This window comes from Stenotrophomonas maltophilia group sp. P373 (assembly GCF_053295075.1).
Genome location: NZ_CM129994.1, coordinates 3423662 through 3443173 on the forward strand (window position 1 = coordinate 3423662; position 19512 = coordinate 3443173).

17 protein-coding genes are annotated in these 19512 nt (G+C 61.8%); 4 read left to right on the forward strand and 13 right to left on the reverse strand.

Going from position 1 to position 19512, the window contains the following annotated elements; all coding sequences use genetic code 11:
- Window positions 1–127: 127 nt before the first annotated feature.
- From pilB to ACSYHF_RS15905, 3 genes are all read right to left on the reverse strand, one after another.
- Entirely contained in the window at window positions 128–1858 is a 1731-nt protein-coding gene (gene pilB, locus ACSYHF_RS15895) for a type IV-A pilus assembly ATPase PilB (protein ID WP_053499192.1), read from the reverse strand.
- Window positions 1859–2082: 224 nt separating this feature from the next.
- Window positions 2083–2490, reverse strand: coding sequence for a pilin (locus ACSYHF_RS15900; RefSeq protein WP_262090268.1), 408 nt, complete (start codon window positions 2488–2490; stop codon window positions 2083–2085).
- A gap of 80 nt (window positions 2491–2570) precedes the next feature.
- The gene (locus ACSYHF_RS15905) at window positions 2571–2984 is read right to left on the reverse strand and encodes a pilin (protein ID WP_075076079.1); all 414 of its coding nucleotides are present in this window, start codon (window positions 2982–2984) and stop codon (window positions 2571–2573) included.
- Between the two features lie 356 nt (window positions 2985–3340).
- Between ACSYHF_RS15905 and ACSYHF_RS15910 the strand changes: the two genes are divergently transcribed.
- From ACSYHF_RS15910 to ACSYHF_RS15925, 4 genes are all read left to right on the forward strand, one after another.
- Entirely contained in the window at window positions 3341–4600 is a 1260-nt protein-coding gene (locus ACSYHF_RS15910) for a type II secretion system F family protein (RefSeq protein WP_447575793.1), read from the forward strand.
- Between the two features lie 7 nt (window positions 4601–4607).
- Window positions 4608–5471: a prepilin peptidase gene (locus tag ACSYHF_RS15915; RefSeq protein WP_005418626.1), complete on the forward strand. Its 864-nt coding sequence runs from the start codon at window positions 4608–4610 to the stop codon at window positions 5469–5471.
- Window positions 5472–5482: 11 nt separating this feature from the next.
- Window positions 5483–6094 (forward strand): dephospho-CoA kinase, encoded by a 612-nt coding sequence (gene coaE / locus ACSYHF_RS15920; protein WP_447575794.1) that lies wholly within the window; start codon window positions 5483–5485, stop codon window positions 6092–6094.
- 124 nt (window positions 6095–6218) lie between these two features.
- A complete protein-coding gene (locus tag ACSYHF_RS15925; protein ID WP_447575795.1) occupies window positions 6219–6752 on the forward strand; it encodes a hypothetical protein in 534 nt (177 codons plus the stop codon).
- Between the two features lie 609 nt (window positions 6753–7361).
- Here the strand turns inward: ACSYHF_RS15925 and ACSYHF_RS15930 are convergent.
- From ACSYHF_RS15930 to ACSYHF_RS15975, 10 genes are all read right to left on the reverse strand, one after another.
- Window positions 7362–7553, reverse strand: a complete 192-nt coding sequence (locus ACSYHF_RS15930; RefSeq protein ID WP_134955241.1) for a hypothetical protein — start codon at window positions 7551–7553, stop codon at window positions 7362–7364.
- 443 nt (window positions 7554–7996) lie between these two features.
- Window positions 7997–12730 (reverse strand): RHS repeat-associated core domain-containing protein, encoded by a 4734-nt coding sequence (locus tag ACSYHF_RS15935; RefSeq protein ID WP_447575796.1) that lies wholly within the window; start codon window positions 12728–12730, stop codon window positions 7997–7999.
- A 486-nt stretch (window positions 12731–13216) separates the two neighbouring features.
- Complete coding sequence (locus tag ACSYHF_RS15940) at window positions 13217–13603, reverse strand: hypothetical protein (protein WP_005418641.1); 387 nt, start codon at window positions 13601–13603, stop codon at window positions 13217–13219.
- 541 nt (window positions 13604–14144) lie between these two features.
- Window positions 14145–15515, reverse strand: coding sequence for a sensor histidine kinase (locus tag ACSYHF_RS15945; protein WP_061479297.1), 1371 nt, complete (start codon window positions 15513–15515; stop codon window positions 14145–14147).
- The gene (locus ACSYHF_RS15950) at window positions 15478–16155 is read right to left on the reverse strand and encodes a response regulator transcription factor (protein WP_005410804.1); all 678 of its coding nucleotides are present in this window, start codon (window positions 16153–16155) and stop codon (window positions 15478–15480) included. The genes ACSYHF_RS15945 and ACSYHF_RS15950 overlap by 38 nt, the downstream gene beginning before the upstream one ends.
- 162 nt (window positions 16156–16317) lie before the next feature.
- Window positions 16318–16779, reverse strand: coding sequence for a hypothetical protein (locus tag ACSYHF_RS15955; protein ID WP_065178936.1), 462 nt, complete (start codon window positions 16777–16779; stop codon window positions 16318–16320).
- A gap of 115 nt (window positions 16780–16894) precedes the next feature.
- Window positions 16895–17365 (reverse strand): hypothetical protein, encoded by a 471-nt coding sequence (locus tag ACSYHF_RS15960; protein WP_005418647.1) that lies wholly within the window; start codon window positions 17363–17365, stop codon window positions 16895–16897.
- Between the two features lie 94 nt (window positions 17366–17459).
- Window positions 17460–17939 (reverse strand): hypothetical protein, encoded by a 480-nt coding sequence (locus ACSYHF_RS15965; RefSeq protein WP_447575797.1) that lies wholly within the window; start codon window positions 17937–17939, stop codon window positions 17460–17462.
- Window positions 17940–18197: 258 nt separating this feature from the next.
- On the reverse strand, window positions 18198–19076 hold the full coding sequence (gene rimK, locus ACSYHF_RS15970) for a 30S ribosomal protein S6--L-glutamate ligase (protein WP_005418651.1): 879 nt from the start codon (window positions 19074–19076) through the stop codon (window positions 18198–18200).
- Window positions 19077–19173: 97 nt separating this feature from the next.
- Complete coding sequence (locus tag ACSYHF_RS15975) at window positions 19174–19416, reverse strand: hypothetical protein (protein ID WP_005418653.1); 243 nt, start codon at window positions 19414–19416, stop codon at window positions 19174–19176.
- Between the last annotated feature and the right edge of the window lie 96 nt (window positions 19417–19512).

The window sequence follows — 19512 nt, forward strand, 5'->3', positions numbered from 1 at the left end:
CGCTGGCCGGCAAACTCATGCATCGCGGCATCCACGCATGGCGTGGATCTACCCACCAATGTGGTAGTGCCGGCCGCTGGCCGGCAACCTCATGCATCGCGGCTTCCACGCATGGCGTGGATCTACCTCAATCCTTGGTAACGCGGTTGATCTCGGCCAGGCTGGTGATGCCCGCAGCGGCCTTTTTCAACGCCGACTGGCGCAGATCGTTCACCCCGATCTGCTGCGCGGCCTCGGCAATCTGCAACGCATTGCCGCCAGCCAACACGATCGTGGCGATCTCGTCGGTCATCGGCATCACCTGGTAGATACCGGTACGGCCCTTGTAGCCCTCGGTGCACTCATCACAGCCGACCGCCTCGTACAGCTCGATACCCGCGTCCAGCTGCGCCTGGGTGAAGCCTTCGGCCAGCAGCGCATGCTCGGGCAGGTTGGCCGGGCGCTTGCAGTTGTTGCACAGCCGGCGCGCCAGGCGCTGCGCGATCACCAGCGTCACCGAGCTGGTGATGTTGTACGGCGCGATGCCCATGTTCATCAGGCGCGCGATGGTCTGCGGCGCGTCGTTGGTATGCAGCGTGGACAGCACCATGTGGCCGGTCTGCGCCGCCTTGATCGCGATCTCGGCCGTTTCCAGATCGCGGATTTCGCCGACCATGATGATGTCCGGATCCTGTCGCAGGAACGAGCGCAGTGCCGCGGCAAAGGTCATGCCGCGCTTGTTGTTCTGCTGCACCTGGTTGACACCGGGCAGGCGGATTTCCACCGGGTCTTCGGCGGTGGAGATGTTGCGCGTCTCGTCGTTGAGGATGCCCAGCGCGGTGTACAGCGACACGGTCTTACCCGAACCGGTCGGGCCGGTCACCAGCACCATGCCGTACGGCTTGTGGATGGCTTCCAGGAACAGCTTCTGCTGGTCCGGCTCGTAACCCAGCTTGTCGATGCCCAGCTTGGCCGCGCTGCCATCCAGGATACGCAGCACCACCTTCTCGCCGAACAGGGTCGGCAGGGTGCTCACGCGGAAGTCGATCTGCTTGGTCTTGGACAGGTTGAGCTTGATGCGTCCGTCCTGCGGCACGCGCTTCTCGGCGATGTCCAGCTGCGCCATCACCTTCAGGCGTGCGGCAATGCGCTGGTTCAACTTCACCGGCGCGCGCGCGACCATCTTCAGCAGGCCATCGATGCGCAGGCGCACGCGGTAGTCGTCTTCATAGGGCTCGAAGTGGATGTCCGAGGCGCCCTTGCGGATCGCGTCCACCAGCACTTTGTTGACGAACTTCACCACCGGGGTGTCGTCGCCCTTGGCATCGATGCCGGAGTCGCCGCCGGCGCCGAGATCCTCGTCTCCGGCTGCAACATCGAGGTTGCCCATGCCATCGTCGTCACCGCCCAGCGCGTCGCCCAGCGTGTCATGGCTGGCATGCCACTGCTCGAGCGTGCGGCGGATCTGGTCTTCATCCACCAGGATCGGCTCCACCACCAGATTGGTGTGGAACTTGATCTCGTCCAGCGAATGGGTCGGGTTGCTGGTGCCCACGAACAGCTTGCCGCCGCGCTTGAACAGCGGCAGCACGTTGTGCTTGCGCAGCAGCTCCTCGCTGACCAGGCTCATCGCGTTCTGGCTGGCGTCGAACGTGGACACGTCGAACAGCGGCATGCCGAACTCGACCGCATTGGCGGCCGCCAATTGAGCAGCCCCAACCACCTTGTTCTGCGCGAACCAGGTCGGCAGCGGCTGGCGGGCCGCAGCGGCCTTGGCCATGGCGTCGCGGGCGGAAGCCTCGTCCAGCGCACCATCCTGGACCAGGCGACGGGCCAAGCCGGTGATGCCGACGAGATTGGCGGTGGTTACGGCGTTCATATGAATCCTTGGCTCATCATGGGTCAGGCAGTGCGGCGCGCCCTCCAAGGGCACCGCACAGGGCAGCAGAACCTGCCGCGACCCGCTGGCCGACGACGACGCCAATCCTTCAGCATGACTGCCTCGCCCGGCACTCCCAGCCCGGCAGGCACGATCCTGACTCCCCCCGGGATGATAGCCCCGTCAACGGCCCGCCGACATCCCATTGGCAGGCCGAAGTGTGATCAACAGCCGGTTGGGCGATAGCGCGCTTCGAAGGCACTGCCGTCGCAGGTCCAGGTGCCGTCGGCTGCGCGACGGAGGACCAAATTCTTGCCCGATACTGGCGCCCCTCCAACGAGAGTGCACGTGATGCTGCCCGCGCCCGTCGTCGCCAGTTCCGCTGAAACCGCAGAACACCTCGTACTCGGCTTGAGCCCAATGTATTCCGCGTTAACCAGAGATGCGTTCTGGTTGTCCTGGGCAACGGACTCCATCGTGGTCTTACCCGGCCGGATATCCGACAAAGCTGCGGCCAAATCAGCCTTGGCCACGTAATCCTGATACATCGGCAATGCAATAGCTGCCAGGATGGCAATGATGGCAACTACTATCATCAGCTCGATCAGTGTGAAACCCCTAGTTCGCTTCATGGCTCCCCCAGCTCATGAGTGAGTTATCGCCCTTCCAAACGAAAGAAGCCCCGCTTTCGCGGGGCTTCTTCCGGAGCGCATTAGGCGCCGGTGCAGCCCGTCGGGGCGTACTTCTTCAGTACGGTCGTGGCACAGGTCCAAGTACCGTCAGCAGTGGCGCGGGTCAGGGTGATGGTCTTGTCCTTCACCTGAGAGTTACCAGCAAGGGTGCAGGCGATCGAGGCTGCACCGGAAGAGGCGGTGCCCTTCACGGTGACGGTCGGGCAACGGGTCGAAACCTTCAGACCGATGTCAGCCGGATCAGCGAAATCCTTGCCTTCGTTGAGTGCGACCTCAGCAGCGGTCTTGCCGCTGGTGACTTCAGCCAGACCCGCAGCGGTCTGCGACTTGGCCACGTAGTCCTGGTACATCGGCAGGGCGATGGCGGCCAGGATGGCGATGATCGCAACGACGATCATCAGTTCGATAAGGGTGAAGCCCTTCTGGTTCTTCATTTTGGTACATCCCCAAGATAAGTGGTGGTTGATTTCAGAGCACAGGATCGGTCTGGTCAGCGGCCAGCTGAGCGGGTCCTGCCCCCTGCGGGTGGATCAACGCAGGTTGCGTGCCAACCCCGGCACGCCTCCCCCTGGATTTCCCCGCGCCCATGATGGCAGCTATTTCTCGGATGGGAACCCCCCGGATGCGAATCTGCGATGGACGCGGCAATGTGACGCAGTGCGTCACCTTTGGTCGGCACCCGGCACGAATTCGCATCATGGGCCCCTTGGCAACTGCCCAGACGGGCATGAACCCGCTACCATCGACGGCTAGACGCCCGCCTGGGGATGGCGGGTCTTGGGGAGCCGATATGTCTGTCAGTCGCAGTGCGATCAAGAAGGAGCCCGTGGCGCGCAGCACCACGGAACTGCAGCCGTTTGTCTGGGAGGGGACCGACAAGCGGGGCGTGAAGATGAAAGGGGAGCAGGCCGCGAAGAACGCGAACCTGCTGCGGGCTGAACTACGCCGCCAGGGCATCAATCCCGGCGTGGTCAAACCCAAGCCCAAACCGCTGTTTGGCGCGGCCGGGAGCAAGATCACACCCAAGGAAATCGCGTTCTTCAGCCGGCAGATGGCCACCATGATGAAGTCAGGCGTACCCATTGTGGGATCGCTGGACATCATCGCGAACGGGCACAAGAACCCGCGCATGAAGAAGATGGTGGATGGCCTGCGCACCGACATCGAGGGCGGCTCGTCGCTCTATGAGGCTGTCAGCAAGTACCCGGTACAGTTCGACGAGCTCTATCGCAACCTGGTGCGGGCTGGTGAAGGCGCCGGTGTGTTGGAAACGGTGCTGGACACTGTTGCCAACTATAAAGAGAACATCGAAGCCCTGAAGGGCAAGATCAAGAAGGCGATGTTCTACCCGGCAATGGTGCTGGCAGTGGCCCTGCTGGTCAGTGGCATTCTGCTGGTCTGGGTGGTGCCGCAGTTCGAGGACGTGTTCAAGGGCTTCGGCGCGGACCTGCCCGCCTTCACCCAGATGATCGTGAACATGTCTCGATTCATGGTTTCGTGGTGGTGGCTGATCCTGCTGGTCATCATTGGCTCGGTAGTAGGCTTCATCGCCGCTTATAAGCGTTCACCGAAACTGCAGCACAGCATAGATCGGCTGATACTAAAGCTGCCGGTCATTGGGCAGATCATGCACAACAGCTCGATCGCCCGCTTTGCCCGTACCACCGCCGTCACCTTCAGGGCCGGCGTGCCTTTGGTGGAGGCCCTGGGCATCGTGGCCGGCGCCACCGGCAATACGGTTTACGAGCATGCCGTATTGCGTATGCGCGACGATGTGTCGGTCGGTTACCCGGTCAACATGGCCATGAAGCAGACCGCCCTGTTCCCGCACATGGTCATCCAGATGACCGGCATCGGTGAAGAGGCGGGCGCCCTGGACGCCATGCTGTTCAAGGTGGCCGAGTACTATGAGCAGGAGGTCAACAATGCCGTTGACGCCCTGAGCAGCCTGCTGGAGCCTGTGATCATGGTGATCATTGGTACCATCGTCGGCGGCATGGTCATCGGCATGTACCTGCCGATCTTCAAGCTCGCTTCCGTCGTCGGATAATCACTACATGGCATTTCTCGACCAGCATCCCGGCCTCGGCTACCCCGCCGCGGCCGCCCTGGGGCTGCTGCTGGGCAGTTTCCTCAACGTCGTCATCCTGCGCCTGCCCAAGCGGCTGGAGTGGCAGTGGAAGCGCGATGCGCGCGAGGTCCTGGAAGAACCGGACTTCTACGAGCCCCCACCACCGGGGATCGTGGTCGAGCCCTCGCACTGCCCGCACTGCAAGCACAAGCTGAGCTGGTACGAGAACATCCCGCTGTTCAGCTGGATCATCCAGGGCGGCAAGTGCCGCCACTGCAAGGCGCCGATCTCGCTGCAGTACCCGCTGGTCGAGGCCCTGACCTCGGTGCTGGTGCTGGCCTGCGTCTGGCAGTTCGGCTTCGGCTGGCAGGGCTTTGGCGCCATCGTGCTGACCTGCTTCCTGATCGCTTTGTCCGGCATCGACCTGCGCACCCAGCTGCTGCCCGACCAGTTGACCCTGCCACTGATGTGGCTGGGCCTGATAGGCAACATCGACAACCTGTACATGCCGGCCAAGCCCGCCTTGGTCGGCGCGGCGGTGGGCTATCTGTCGCTGTGGATGGTCTGGTGGCTGTTCAAGCAGCTGACCGGGAAGGAAGGCATGGGCCACGGCGATTTCAAGCTGCTGGCCGCCCTCGGCGCCTGGTGCGGGCTGAAGGGCATCCTGCCGATCATCCTGCTGTCGTCGGTGCTGGGCGCCATCATCGGTTCGATCTGGCTGTACACCCGGGGCCGTGACCGCGCCACGCCGATTCCGTTCGGCCCCTACCTGGCCATCGCGGGCTGGCTTTACTTCATGTGGGGCGCGCCGGTGGTCGAGCAGTACCTGGTGTTGAGCGGACTGCGCTGAGGGGAATCCCCATGAGCCGGTATGTGGTGGGCCTGACCGGTGGCATTGCCGCCGGCAAGAGCGAGGTGACCCGGCGCTTCGAGGCGCTGGGCATCGTGGTGGCCGACGCCGATCTGGCCGCCCGCGCGGTGGTTGCTGCCGGCAGCCCTGCCCTGGGCCGCATCGCCGAGCGTTTCGGCGCCGACATGCTGCAGGCAGACGGCGGCCTGGATCGGGCACGCCTGCGGGCCCACGTGTTCGCCGACCCGGCCGAACGGACCGCGCTGGAAGCGATCACCCATCCGGCCATCCGCCTTCTGATGCAACAGCAGTGCGAGCAGGCCACCAGCCCCTATGCGATTGCCGCCATTCCGCTGCTGACCGAGGTCGGCGGGCGGACCGCCTACCCGTGGCTGGACCGGGTGCTGCTGGTGGATGCGCCCGAAGCCGTGCAGCACGCCCGGCTGATGCAGCGCGACGGCATCGACGCCGCACTGGCCGACAAGATGATCGCCGCCCAAGCCAGCCGCACGCAGCGGTTGGCACTGGCCAATGATGTGGTGGTCAACGATGGCCACCCGGAAGACCTGCAGGCGCAGGTGGAAGCGCTGCATGAGCGCTATTTGGATTTGGCTGGGGGCTGAGCCGTCCGCATTGCGCGGAAGCGCTTTCACACACAACTTGGATCTCCTGAGATATTTCATCCACTCATCTCGATCGGCCTCGGCGTCCCTTTTTCCGCCTACGCCTTTCCGCAGATCCTTTTCCATGCCAAACCACAATGGAAACAAAAATGAACATCACCCCCGCAACAACCCAGGAAAAGCCCATCAACTTGTTATAGACCGATTGCCCGAACAAACGAATCAAGGCGCTATACAGACCGCAGTTCGCTCGGCAAGGACTTGTCCCAATCAATGCATCGTCCATGACCGCCACGCCATAGACGACCATCAGCACACCTACGAGACATCCGAAAAGACGCACGGCAACCATCTATCTTCCTGTGTGCGCACCAAAGACTCTGCTATGGGCGCGAAGAACGCCAATCTCTTGGTGGATGAATCAAGCCCCTCAGCTCTACGGCTCAAGAATTCCCGATCGCCCTCGCTCGATCAAAGTGAAGTCGTACTCAGCGTCTGCACAGTGCAGCAGACCGAATCCAGGCGCTCGCAACAACGCACCTCGTCCGAGGTACCGCCACTCTTCCGCGGAAAAGCCAACTGCATAAGACTCATCATCGATCACGGCAACCACGATCCCGCGCGTTCCGCCACCAAGATCAACGGTGTCGCCAAGTAACACCTTTTCCCCATGTGGGTAGTTCATAGGAAGCACTCAGGAAAGTCCATGAATGTCGACGAGATCAGAGCGGGCTTCGAGCTCAAGCATGCTTCGGATAGCGCCATACGGGGCGGCCGATTCGGATCTCCATTGTCGGCCACCAACAGGACCGAGCTAGACATACGGATCGAAATCCAATGAGACTCCACTAGACGCCATCAGTCTGATCACGTCACAAGAAAGATTGAAACCCGGCCACACCCCGCGCTGACTCGATAGGCGTACTCCCACCTCCAGCGCCCACACCTTCGCCTCTCCTCCCACCTTCTCAAGGCCGCGCTGCAACGCTTCATGAACTCCCCCTTGGATGTCGCCAGTTCCATATTGCTGGCGCTCGACTCTGGAAAGGATGACTTCTTCACCACTTACAGGAGAGTCACCAACGAGAACGACAACCAGCTCAGGTCGCGTCGATGGAGCACATTCCTCCTCCAATTCCAAACCATCTGCGCCGCCGTCTCCAGTCAACTCGGGATCAAAACTTAATGAGGCAGATATAGATGCCATCTTTTCAAGGGTTGCGGAAGAGAGATTTAGACACGCCCTATCTCCCTCGCCTACCCGAACTCACACGGTGATCTCAGGAGCCTGATGGGTCGACTCAGCCAGGATTGCCGCTCCGCGACATTCAATGACTTTCCTGATCAGAACATCCGCAGCATCCAGCTCATTCACTTCGCGCGACAGCGGCGCCATCAAGTCACAGCTCGCACAGCCAGTTACCGAAGCCGTCAATTTCACTTCAATCTCAGGATGCATCACTTCCACCGATGATTGGCAACTTCCACGAATAGAGCAGCGGATTATACGAACACCAGAATGATGCAATCGAAGCTTCGCTGCGGACCGAGCCGCTTGCAATGCGCGGAAGCCCTTTCGCGCATGACTTGGATTTACTGAGACATTCCATCCACTCATCTCTATCGACGTCGGCGTCCCTTCTTCCGCCTACGCCTTTCCGCGAGTCCTTTTCCGCGCCAAACCACAACGGAAACAAAAATGAACATCACTCCCGCAACAATCCAGGAAAAGCCCATCAATTTGTTATAGATCGACTGGCCGAACAAACGAATCAAGGCGCTATACAGACCACAGTTCGCTCGGCAAGGCCCTGTCCCAATCAATGCATCGTCCATGACTGCAACGCCATAGACGACCATCAATAGACCCACAAGAAAGCCGAATATCCGCAGGACCACCACTTATCTGCGCCCCTTCCAATTGATTAACGTGTCGCGCACTATCTCAATGATATCGGCAGACTCGACCTCGGGCCTTGATAGAAGTGGCGGATACGGATTTTTATAGTAGGCGCTCGCACAAGAGCAGCCGCGCGCATGAACCTGCGCCACAGTTGGATCAGACGGAAATCCGCCCACCATTACGTCGCCACTGGTACAGCGGTCCTGAGATGCCCTGCAAATTTCAACGGCACAATACTGGGTGTAGTCATGCTCACTCACAAGACTTGCCGCGTTCTCCAATGACCCCACGTCCTCAGGCGAAAGCCCCCGTGAATAGATGGGCGAGGAGAGTGAGTTCGATTGAACCGCTCTTACTTGCGCACGAAGCGCCTGCCTTCTCTGTGCTGAGTTCCCGCCCCCATGTCTATTCATGTTCGGCGGGGCTCCGCCTCTCAGCCCCAGTGGGTCCACTAGTGACAACGGATCTCCTTCGACATAGGAAAACGTTGACAACCCACCCCATAGTCCAATGGGATCACTCTGCAGATATCGTCCCGTCTCAGAATCATAGTCGCGGCGGTAGTTGTAGAAGAGTCCATTTGCATCCGTGGTCTGTTGCCCCGGAAAGCGCAGCGCCAGCTCGAACGCCACACCGTCTCCGTCCGGATCGGCATTCGGAATCTGGTTGCCGAACACTTCACTCTTACTGCTCCACTCCCAGATCGCCGAATCGCGCGCCGGGTCGATCACCACGCGCGGCGTGCCCAGATGATCCGGCTGGACATAGGCCAGCTCCGGAACACCGTTACCCCGCACATTGATCAGCGCCACCGGATAGTTTTCCAGCCAGATGGCTTGCTGCTGTGCCTGGCCCGTGGCCGAATAGTTGCCCAGCCACTTCCCCGCTTCGTCATACAGGGTGATCTGAGCAGCGCCACCGGCTGGGGTGCGCAGCACGCGCTCACCGCGATGGTTGTAGGCGTAGCTTTCCAGCACAGCTTTGCCCTGCTTCACCGCGTTCATGCGATTGGCATCGCTATAGGTGAACGCCTTGCTGCCGATGCTGGTGGTGTTACCCGCTGCGTCATGGCTACGTGCCTCGCCATCCACCGCGGTCAACCGGTGGCTGGTTGCTGGATAGGTGTAGCTGGCGGTACCTGCCGAGGTGGTCAGCGCGGTCCGATTACCGGTGGCGTCATAGGCATAGGTTTCAATCGGCGTGCCGGTTGCACCATCCCGGGTCTGAGTCAGGCGGCCCAGCGCATCGTAGCCATATCGCGCCAGCGTGGTCGTCCCGGTGCCGTCCTTGACTTCAACAATATTCCCATCCGCGTCGTAGCCGAATCCGATGGACAAGCCTCCGGGCGCCGCGTCATACACCCGAGTCGGACGGTAATCGGCATCCAACTCCCGAAGCAGATGGCGGCCGTTACCGTACGCCCAACCCGTCATCGGGCCAAACGGTGCGTACGTGATGTTGGTAACGACCACCTTCCGAGCCTGCCCTGGAAGCGTCAGTCCTACCTCACTGGCACGGCCCAGATTGTCGTAGGCATAGTCGGTGATACTGCCATCCGGATAGGTCAACCGCTCCAGCCTCCCCGCCTTGGTGTAGGAGTAGCGCAGAGTCAAACCAACCCCGTCGACCGTCTGTACCTTGCGTACCAACTGACCGAAACGGTCATAGCAGTATGCCGTACTGCCACCCGCATGCAGCACCTGACCCACGCGCCCCTCGCCGAAGCGCTCACCAGCCGGGCAGACCGCAGGGGCAGCATCATAGGCGTAGACCACATCCAGATTCGGGTCCGCATAAGTGATGCTCTTGAGGCGGTTAAGCACATCGTAGCTGTAGGTCGCTTTCACACCGCGCGCATCGGTGCGCGTCGTGCGATTGCCCATAGCATCCACCGTGAAACCGTCACTGCCAGTATCGGGACTAAGCTGGCCCTGGGGAGCACCAAAACCATCGTATGTGTACTGAGTGGCAAGGCCCTTGGGATCGACGACCTGCTCTACCTGCCCGTTGGCGGAATAGGCATAGCGGACTTCGGCATTGATCCCACCCGCGTCTTGAATCTGCACTTTGGGGCGATCTGCACCATCATAGGTACTCTTTGAAACAACACCCAGCGGACTCTCGGTCTCCAGCACGTTGCCATTGGCATCATGACGGAAGAGGAAAGGCTGTCCGTCAGCACCCACCTGTCGGGTCATCTGGCTATGGGTGTCGAACTGACGATCCCCAAACCGCTTCAACGCACCACTACTGTCCCGAACTTCTTCGCGGACGCGGTTGCCAGCGGCGTCCAGGATGTAGGTGACACGGTTACCGGCCGCGTCCTCGATGGCCACCAGTCGATCAGCCGTGTCATAGACCATGCGAACCCACACACCATCTGGCCCGGTGACACGAGTCCGCTTGCCCGTTGAGCTGTACTCATAAAGGCTGATGCGGTCATTGGCCGGCACATCGCCCTTGAGCGTCTCCGTCAGAACGCGCCCCATCGAATCGAACAACCGCTCGACTACGGAACCATCGATGCCACGAATCTGAACCGGGTTACCGAGCGCGTCATACTCCAGCAACTCGGTGCGCTGACCCAACGCATTGACGATTGCCCGCAGGTCACCCTTGCGATGGGAACATGCGCCCCCTGCATCACAGCCCGGGTCATTTGCAGCGAAGTACTCAAACTGCGTGACATTGCCCGCCGGATCCTTGATCGAGCGCTGAAGACCCACGAGAGGGCATAGCAGTGCATTGGCGGCCACATCTGCATCCGTGCAATAGGCACGTGCCGTCTGCCGAACATTGCCAGGCGCAACGGGTAGAGAGCCACATACGTAATCCGTGCCCTGCGTTGCATCGTACTGGCATGAATAGAGAGCACGCCCCGATGCGTCCAGCACCTCTCTATCAAGCGAAACGAGCTGTTCATTGCCAGCGGTCTTCTGGCTCACACGCTGCTCAATCACCCTGTTGCCCGAATCACGGACTGTCCGCGTCACCCGCCCCAATGATTCCTCTGTCGTCGTCAGCACCTGCGAAACCGGGCCACTACTGGAGTCAGCGTAGGCGTATGACGTCCGATTCCCCAGCGCGTCCTGCGTATAGGAGGGTCGGCCATTTGGCGTAAACCCGAACGACTTGCTCCCCTTTGAATCCGTGGTTTGGGTGATCTGCCGGAACTTCTCACCGCCAATGAAGTTCTGACGGACCTCACCCAGGCTGTTCACGGTCGTCGCCGAGCCATCACTGTTGTAGTTAATGGTGATGGCATCCACAGACTGGCCCGCCGACCAGAGATGGCTCCCCGTGACCTTGGCCTTCTCGTTGTACGAGAACGTTGCGTACCGCGCGCCGCCTTCGACGATGCCCGTCAACAGGTTACGCCCCGCCGCCGGGGCGAGCCCAGGCTCCGCGTACAGATACTGTCGAGAGGTGCCATCGGGCCTTACGACCCCTGTAAGGTTATCGAAGTCATCGTAGGTGTATGTAGCCGCTGAGCCGTCGGGGAGCGTAATTGAGATCAGCCTGCCACGTTCGTAGGCGAAGACCAATGACCGACCCAACCCATCAACGGCTCGCCGCAGTCTGCCATTCGCATCGTAGTGAAGCGATACGCCGTTCTTTGGATCAGGGTCGCCGATCGCAATCAAACGTCTCTGCGCATCGAAACGCCGTGTTGATCCTGACGCCTCAATGAGCTCGAAGCCACCGTCAGGAAGCTTCCTGAGCATCTCTGCAGAAGCGCGATCCCCGCGTCCGGACAGATACGTCTCCAGGTAACCTCTTTCTGTGAAGCGCCCGGTGCCATAAACAGTCGTCAGCATTCCCATGTAAGTATGGGACCAGTTCACGCCCAACTCGGGTGAGATCTGGATCTGCCCCAGCGAGTGATAGGAACGGACGAAGTCCTTCCCTGCAAACTGAAAATCCACTTCAAACCGAGCTTTGTCGCCCGTGGCGGGAAAACACGGATTACAGTTGCCGCGCGCAGATTCAGTCTGGGTCGTGTTGTAGATGTAAATTGCCGATGCCGGAATTTTCGGCGTGCATAGCAGCGGCCAATCCAGAGCGCGCCCACGCGGGACATAGGCAGGGTTGTCGGCATACTTGGGCTTGAAACCAACCGGACAATCAAAGTTCTGAATCTTGACAAGTGACCAGTCTCGGGGCGAAGGGGGTTCGTTGCCATTTCCCCACCCTGGGCACCAGATGGTGTACTTGTACTTTCGCTGCTCTGCACCGGCGTGCGCTGAAGTGAACGAGATCGCCCCGTACCCATATGTATCCCGGACGCTGACATAGGGAGATCCATAGTTCCCCTCATATCCTCCTTCAACGAAGGTGCAGGTGGGAAAGGTGGCGCGAAAGTGCGCCATCATTCCCGCTACTGCCTTCTGTTCATCTGCACACTTGGCCTTGTTGTAGGGATCCACCTCTGGCTCACAGATTCCCTGCTCGGAATTCCAGCCCCCCACGGTGTAGCCCGGCGGATACAGCTTGCTTGGGGGCTGATCATCCACCGTATACCTGACCATCAGACTCGGACCGCTGGCCGTATCCATATACTGGCTCGTCTCCCCCCTGCGCCATAGACTTCCATATGGCCCTGCCTTCTGGCGCAGCTCTGCCTCAGCCTCGTGCATGCTTTCAAAGCACGTTTCGTAGCAATAGCGAGGTACGCGCTGTTGTGCATTCGCATCGCCAGACGACAGCACACCCAGCATCAGCAATGCGATCATCAGTCCCAAGCGAGTTGCCGCCAGATAACATCTGGCAATTCCACATCCGTTCAATGAAATGCTTGGGCCCAATGCGCAGCCAGATACTACGCGCGGCAAGAATTCACTTGAACCTGAAAAAAAGACACTCACAACCACCTCCCTGTGGAAATAGCACAGCAACTAACGCCGACCAAAGCATGACTGCCTTACCAAACGCGCGAAACGTTGATACCAACAACAGTGGATTTAGAGCTTGTCGACCGCATCGCCCCCCCTTTCGTCCAAATCGGAAGTGGGCGCTCAAGTCCGTGACCCACTCCATTGGAACTTGCTACCGCGTCGCTCGGACTTTACACAGGAGACGCTTCCTGTGAAACCTTGGCGGCACATCCAGACGCAGACCACTGGGTTGAGGCAATTGAGCCGCAACCCGTTCCTGCCTCAGCGTACGCACGACCCGAGGCAGCTGCGGCAGCGCACTGCGCATCCACGCATTGCGTGGCTCTACTCCAGCTGCAGGCGGGCATAGCGCGCCAGTTCTCGTGCACCAAGCAGCAATCCATCTACGACATCCGGGCTGAGTTGCTGGTGGGCACCGCCCTGCTCGCGGGCGGCTTCGGCGGCGTGCAGCACCTGCATGAGTGCATTCAAGCCGGCCAGGGTGCGGCTGAGGCCGGCCATGGTGGCCGCCTGGGCAGGGCTGAGGCCCTGTGCTTCCAATCGCCGCCCGTCGGCTGCGTCGCGGCCATCCATGCGGGCCAGCAGCGCGGGCAGCAGGTCCTTCGGATCGTCGAGCAGGGTTTCGATGCGCTCGGCGAGGTCGGCCGGCAGCAGGTCAGCGGCTTCGCCAATCAGTGCGTGCAGTTGGGGGAACAAGGGGCGTGCGGACATGGTGAATCTCCTCGCAGTCGGCGAGCCACCTGCGGATGCAAGGTGGCGGACGGTGCGGGTTGGCGTACCGGAGACCCAACAATTCAAAAGCTAAGGAAAAAGACTCCAGCGGATTCTGACGAATCCCCACGCACCATCCGCCGAAACGAGGCAGGTGATGCATTTTCCATGATGGTCGCTGCACATCTGGAGCTTTTGAATTGTCGGTTTTTTTCAGGACGCCAATCCCGGCCAGGGCACCTGCCCCGGCCGACCCATCTGGCCATCACGCAGCGCTGTGATCTGTAAGGAAATTCTCAAGCCGCAGCTGAGGCTACGAATGCGTGCATGTGGACACGCACGCGGCGTGGCGGCGGTCACGGTGATGTCGTGTTGGGCTTCTGGCGCATCACGTCTGCGAAGCTAATTCGATGGCACAAGCGACACAGGGCGCAACACGAACCCGGTGTAGAGCCGAGCCAATGCTCGGCTCCGGGAAGCCACCGCAGCCGAGCGCGGGCTCGGCTCTTCAAATGTGGAGCACCCACCAAAGTAAAGCCCCTTACAACGGCTTCGGCGAGAACGTCAGGGTGGCGATCACACCACGCTCGCCACCGGGGCGCACGCTCACCTGCCAGCCATACAGATCGCACAGGCGGCTGACGATCGACAGGCCGATACCACCGCCCTGCGAATGGCCGGCGTGCGTGCCGCGATAGCCGCGCTGGAACAGCTTGGCGGCATCCTCTTCGCTCAGGCCCGGTCCGCTGTCGGTTACCGACACCGAATTGCTGCCGACAAAGACGCGCACTTCGCCATCCTGCGAGTACTTCACCGCGTTGCCGATCAGGTTGCCCAGTGCCACCGACAACGCGGCTTCCGGCGCATCGATCACCAGGTTGCGCTCGCCTTCCAGTGCCAGTTCCAATGGCTTGCCGCCCAGCTGTGCACGGTGGGCGTCCAGCAGCTGTTCGGCCACGCGGGCGACGTTGCTGGTGCCCTGCCCGCGTTCGTTGCGCGACAGCAGCAGCAGCGCGCCGATCAGGTCGCTGCACTGTTGTTCGGCGCGCTGGATGCGCTGCAGACGCTGCAGCACCTTCTCATCCAGGCCGGGCCGGGTCAGCAGCAGCTCGGTGGCGCCACGGATCACCGCCAGCGGCGTGCGCAACTCGTGGCTGACGTCGGCATTGAACTCACGGTCGCGCTGCACCACTTCGGTCAGCCGCGACGAATAGTCATCCAGCGCCTGCGCCAGCTGCCCCACTTCGTCATCGGGGAAACGTGGCGCCAGCGGCTCGGGCTCGCTCGTGCCGCCGCGATAGGCGCGCAACCGCGCAGCCAGGTCCGAGACCGGCTTCATCACCTTCGATGCCGACCACCAGCCCAGCACCAGCGACAGCAGGCTGAACACCAGCACCGATAGCACCAGCGCGCGGTTGAGTTGCTGCCCACCGCGCACGCTGTCGGTCATGTCGTAGGCCAGGAACGCCCAGGCGTCGGGTGTTTTGCGCACGGCCAGCTTGTACGCATACGGTTGCCCGCGCTCGTCCACGCCAGAGATGTTGTGATTGCCATCGGGCAGCGCAGCCCAGTCCGGCTCTTCCTCGCGCAACGCCTCGAACTTGTCGGGTTTGACGAGGCGCGCACGCATCTGCTGCACGGGCAAGTCGGGGTTGCGATCCGGGCTCTCGTAGAACCGCCGCACGTACTCGTTGATGTTGCGGTTCATCACGTCTTCCACCAGCTGGTTTTCCACGCGCATGCGGGCCCAGTTGGTGGCGAACGCGAACAGTGTTGTCAGGCAGAAGCCCAACAACACGAACGAGACGATGATGCGGCTGCGCAGGCGCCGCCGATACGGCGAACGCCGGCGCTCCCCCTTGGTTGCCACGGAATCAGGCTTCCGGGGTGGCGATGCGGTATCCGATGCCATGGCGGGTCTGGATCAGCGGCACTTCAAACGGCTTGTCGACCACCGCACGCAGGCCGTGGATGTGGACACGCAGCGAATCCGAGTCGGGCAGCTCTTCGCCCCAGACGCGGGTTTCCAGCTCCTGGCGGGTGACCACGGCCGGCGCGGCTTCCATCAGGGCCTGCAGGATCTTCAGCGCGGTCGGATTGAGCTGCAGCAGCTTGCCTTGGCGACGCACTTCCAGCGTGTCCAGGTTGTATTCCAGATCGCCGGTTTCCAGCACGCGGGTCTGCACGCCCTTGCCGCGGCGCGACAAAGCGTTCAAGCGCACTTCCACTTCCTGCAGCGCGAACGGCTTGATCAGGTAGTCGTCGGCACCGGAATCAAAACCGGCCAGCTTGTTGTCCAGCGAGTCGCGGGCGGTCAGCATCAGTACGGGGGTCTGCTTGCGCGCTTCGTTGCGCAGCTTGCGGCAGACTTCAATGCCGTCCATGCCCGGCAGGTTCAGGTCCAGAACGATGGCGTCGAACTCGTGGACCACCGCCAGGTGCAGGCCGGTCACGCCGTCGGCGGCGAAGTCCACGGTGTGGCCACGATCCTCAAGGTAGTCGCCAAGGTTGGCGGCGATGTCGCTGTTGTCTTCGATTACGAGAATGCGCACTGGGACCTCTGGTTCTTGAAGGGTCGTCGGGGGGCCAGGCCCACCTGCTCAGGATGCCCCTGTGCGGGTGGACGCGACGTCTACCTGCTGAACGATACAGGTTCCATTCTTAACATTTCGTACCGGAGGGACGACACCGGCAAACGCCCCCGGGGCGAGCGCTCAGCGGCTGATGCGCTGCTGGTCGGTCAGCGCCCGGCGGCTCTCTTCCTGGGCTTTGCGACGCTGGGCCACGGTCAGGCAGACGCTGGTCGGCATGTTGCTGCCGGTCAGGCGCTCGCGGCGGCAGATCATGCGGCTGTCGGCCTGGGCGCGGGTCATGATGGTGTTGACGATCTCCTGCTCGTTGAACAGGTCGTTGCGCTCCTGCGGGGCCAGCTCATCCAACTTCTCGCGGCCATTCATCTTGATCCGGATCCGGTTCAGCGCCTGTTGCACGCGGCTCTTGTCCTCCAGCCCGATCTCGCTGTAGTCCTCGCTGCCCATGGCCGTTTCAACGCGGCGGATCTGCTCGGATACCGGGGTGAAAGAATCCATCTGCACGGTGTCCTTCTGCGCCTTGGCCTGCACGGTGGCCACCAGGCCGAGCGACAGCATCAGGGCGAGCATAGTGGTGCGGTACATGACGAGCTCCATGTTCGTCCATGAATAGGGTCTCGACTTTACGGTTGCGCCGATGCGTCCACAAGGGACGCACGGCAGGGTGACCGATGGCGGCCTGCGACCGGTCCAACTACGGTTACGGCTTGTAGTTGTTGAAACGCTGGTTGTCGTTGAGGGCCTTGCGGCTGTCTTCCTGCGCCTTGCGGCGCTGGGCCACGGTCAGGCAGACGCTCTGCGGCATGTTGCTGCCGGTGGTGCGCTCGCGGCGGCAGACCATGCGGCTGTCGGCATGGGCGCGGGTCATGATCGTGTTGATCACTTCCTGGTCGTTGAAGATCTCGGTGCGGTCCTGCGGGCTCAACTGCTCTACCCGTTCGTGGTCGCCCATCTTGATCTTGATACGGCCCAGCGCCTGCTGCACACGGCTTTTGTCTTCCAGCCCGATCTCGCTGTAGTCCTCGGTGTTGATCGCCGTCTCAACGTTGCGGATCTGTTCGGCCACCGGTGCGTTGGCGTCGAACTTCACCTGCCCTTTCTCGGGCTTGGCGTGCGCGGTGGTGGCCAGTGCCAGGCCCAGCATCAGGGCGAAGGGGGTCATGCGCTGCATTTTTACCTCCAGGTTCTTCCATGAGTGGAACACCGACCCTGCGGTGCCACCGATACGCCGTTACGGCACCCCGGTGGACCGAAAGGCGGTGCGGTCAACGCCCGGCGGGCGGTGGGCTGAGCGTGTTGTAGCTGCGCTGGTCGTTGATCAGCGCCTTGCCTTTCTCTTCGATCCGGCGCCGTTCGGCCACGGTCAGGCAGCGGCTCCTGGGCATGTTGCTGCCGGTGGTGCGTTCGTACCTGCAGATCTGCCGGCTGTCGTCATGGCCACGCGCCATCAGGGTGTTGATGCGTTCCTGCTCGTTGAAGACCTCGGCCTGCAACTGCGGCGGCAGCTCCTGCACGGTCTGGCGTTCGCCCATGTGCTGGCGGATACGCGACAGCGCCTGCTGCACCTGGCCGCGATCCTCGGCAGACAGTTCGGCATAGTCGGGGGCAGCCAGCGCGGTTTCCACCTGGCGCATCTGCTCGACGACCGACCCCTGCCGGTCCATCTGTACAGCGACCTTCTCCGGCTTGGCAGCAACAGCGCCAGACAGGCCCAGCAGCAACGCGATCGTCATGATGCGGTACATCGCCAACCTCCCGATCCATCCCGGAACGAAGGGCCAACTCTACGACCGTCACGCGGCCTCCACAAGAGACCTTGGGCACAGAGCCGACAGGCATAAAAAAGGCCCAGGCGGTGCACCCGCCTGGGCCTGAAGTCGTATCCCGATACCGATCCTGCTGAGAGGCAGAGCTGCGGTTCGCTGAAGCCTACGCCGGGGCCGATTAAAGCCTCGTTAAAGCCCCGGATCATTTACCCATGAGAATCACAACCCCATGAATAATCAAGGCTTTTTGATCTTCTCTACGTGTTCGATGATGCGTGTGGCCACGTCCACACCGCAGGCCGCTTCGATGCCCTCCAGCCCCGGCGTGGAGTTGACCTCCAGCACCAGCGGGCCGCGCGCGGAGCGGATCAGGTCCACGCCGCACACCGACAGGCCCAGCGCCTTGGCCGAACGCACCGCCACCTGCTGCTCGGCGCGACTGGCCTTGGCCGCCACGGCGGTGCCGCCGGCGTGCAGGTTGGAGCGGAAATCACCCTCCGGTGCCTGCCGCTGCATCGACGCCACCACCTGGTCGCCCACCACGAAGCAGCGCAGGTCGGCGCCCTTGGCCTCGCCGATGAATTCCTGCATCAGGAAGTTGGCGTACAGGCCGCGCAGCGCTTCGACAATGCCGCGCGAGGCACTGGCCTTTTCGGTCAGGATCACGCCGCGACCTTGGGTGCCTTCATTGAGCTTCACCACATGCGGCGGCGGACCAAGCATGGACAGCAGGTCGACGGTGTCATCGGGGTTGTCGCCGAACACGGTAACCGGCATGTCGATGCCCTTGGCCGCCAGCAGCTGGTGCGCGCGCAGCTTGTCGCGCGAACGCAGGATGGCATCGGACGGATTGGGCGTGCGTGCGCCCATCAGTTCGAACTGGCGCAGCACGGCGGTGCCGTAGCGGGTGATCGAGGCACCGATGCGCGGAATGACCATGTCCACGCCGGTCATCGGCCGGCCCTTGTAGTGCATGGAAAAGCCATCGGCGGCGATGCGCATGTAACAGCGCAACGGGTCGAGGATGCGCACGGTATGGCCGCGCGCGCGCGCCGCCTCGACCAGCCGACGGGTGGAATACAGGGAGCTGTTGCGGGACAGGATGGCGAGCTTCATCGCGGCGGGATCGGTCGGCAGGCGCGCAGCATAGCGCGGGCGTGTGGCGGGCGGATGATGCCCGTCGTCGACGATCTCGAGCGTTGTGGATGAAGCTTCAGCTGTCCCGTTCAGCACTGACCTGGAAGCCACGGGCCGCTTCGCCCAGCGCCGCCACGCAGGCCATCTGCAGGGCAGAATTGCTGAACGCCTGCTGGTAGATCTGCTCGAGCAGTTCCGCGGCCTTGGGACCACCGGCACGCCCCAGAGCGCGCACGGCTTCAAGCTGCTTGTTCGAGCCGACGCCGGCGGAAAGAAAGATCCGATGGATGCGCTCGACGACGTCGTTCCGGCAGTTCATGGAAGGCAGCTCCTGATCAGTATCCGCTCACGCTAGCTGCTCAGTGGCGGCCTGCCCATGGGAAAAGTTTGAAGCGTTACGCGCCCCTCCGCAGCG

Excerpts from the sequence above, each read along its gene's own strand:
- pilB (WP_053499192.1), bottom strand. The coding sequence starts at position 1,858 with ATGAACGCCGTAACCACCGCCAATCTCGTCGGCATCACCGGCTTGGCC.
- ACSYHF_RS15900 (WP_262090268.1), bottom strand. The coding sequence starts at position 2,490 with ATGAAGCGAACTAGGGGTTTCACACTGATCGAGCTGATGATAGTAGTT.
- ACSYHF_RS15905 (WP_075076079.1), bottom strand. The coding sequence starts at position 2,984 with ATGAAGAACCAGAAGGGCTTCACCCTTATCGAACTGATGATCGTCGTT.
- ACSYHF_RS15910 (WP_447575793.1), top strand. The coding sequence starts at position 3,341 with ATGTCTGTCAGTCGCAGTGCGATCAAGAAGGAGCCCGTGGCGCGCAGC.
- ACSYHF_RS15915 (WP_005418626.1), top strand. The coding sequence starts at position 4,608 with ATGGCATTTCTCGACCAGCATCCCGGCCTCGGCTACCCCGCCGCGGCC.
- coaE (WP_447575794.1), top strand. The coding sequence starts at position 5,483 with ATGAGCCGGTATGTGGTGGGCCTGACCGGTGGCATTGCCGCCGGCAAG.
- ACSYHF_RS15925 (WP_447575795.1), top strand. The coding sequence starts at position 6,219 with ATGCCAAACCACAATGGAAACAAAAATGAACATCACCCCCGCAACAAC.
- ACSYHF_RS15930 (WP_134955241.1), bottom strand. The coding sequence starts at position 7,553 with ATGCATCCTGAGATTGAAGTGAAATTGACGGCTTCGGTAACTGGCTGT.
- ACSYHF_RS15935 (WP_447575796.1), bottom strand. The coding sequence starts at position 12,730 with ATGATCGCATTGCTGATGCTGGGTGTGCTGTCGTCTGGCGATGCGAAT.
- ACSYHF_RS15940 (WP_005418641.1), bottom strand. The coding sequence starts at position 13,603 with ATGTCCGCACGCCCCTTGTTCCCCCAACTGCACGCACTGATTGGCGAA.
- ACSYHF_RS15945 (WP_061479297.1), bottom strand. The coding sequence starts at position 15,515 with ATGGCATCGGATACCGCATCGCCACCCCGGAAGCCTGATTCCGTGGCA.
- ACSYHF_RS15955 (WP_065178936.1), bottom strand. The coding sequence starts at position 16,779 with ATGTACCGCACCACTATGCTCGCCCTGATGCTGTCGCTCGGCCTGGTG.
- ACSYHF_RS15960 (WP_005418647.1), bottom strand. The coding sequence starts at position 17,365 with ATGCAGCGCATGACCCCCTTCGCCCTGATGCTGGGCCTGGCACTGGCC.
- ACSYHF_RS15965 (WP_447575797.1), bottom strand. The coding sequence starts at position 17,939 with ATGTACCGCATCATGACGATCGCGTTGCTGCTGGGCCTGTCTGGCGCT.
- rimK (WP_005418651.1), bottom strand. The coding sequence starts at position 19,076 with ATGAAGCTCGCCATCCTGTCCCGCAACAGCTCCCTGTATTCCACCCGT.
- ACSYHF_RS15975 (WP_005418653.1), bottom strand. The coding sequence starts at position 19,416 with ATGAACTGCCGGAACGACGTCGTCGAGCGCATCCATCGGATCTTTCTT.